We start from the raw sequence: 403 nt of genomic DNA on the forward strand, positions 1-403 counted from the left end.
CCCTCGTTTATGCTGTAAAGGGGCATAACCAAAATCGATAGGAGTTCTTGAGAGAGCAGCCATTCTCTTTCTGCAAACAGGGTTGTCTTGGTGTTTATCTGTTTTTGCATGACTTTTTTCTCCGTTAATGCAAACCAGAATAGAGAGGGATCCGCATTTTTTATTCTATACTCCGTATTTGCAGTGGGGGTTGGATAAACCTGTTCCAAAACTGGATCGCCATTTTGAAGCAGGAACAGGCGGCAATCGTCAAATGATATCAAAAGCCGCAGCTTTTCCGTGACATATGTTCCGATTTCTTCGAGGTTCATATCGATTTTGATGTTTTTTGTTATGTCATTCATGATTTCCAGCTGCATATTTTTCTTTTTCAGCTGTTCTACTGTCTTTTTAAGTTCAGTAT

At 39.7% G+C, this 403-nt stretch carries 1 protein-coding gene; it reads right to left on the reverse strand.

The features are described 5' to 3' along the window. Window positions 1-403 (reverse strand): hypothetical protein (locus AC2JF9_RS10050; RefSeq protein ID WP_500727486.1); only part of this gene is annotated, 403 nt, incomplete at both ends.

The organism is Lactobacillus sp. C449L (genome assembly GCF_059900815.1).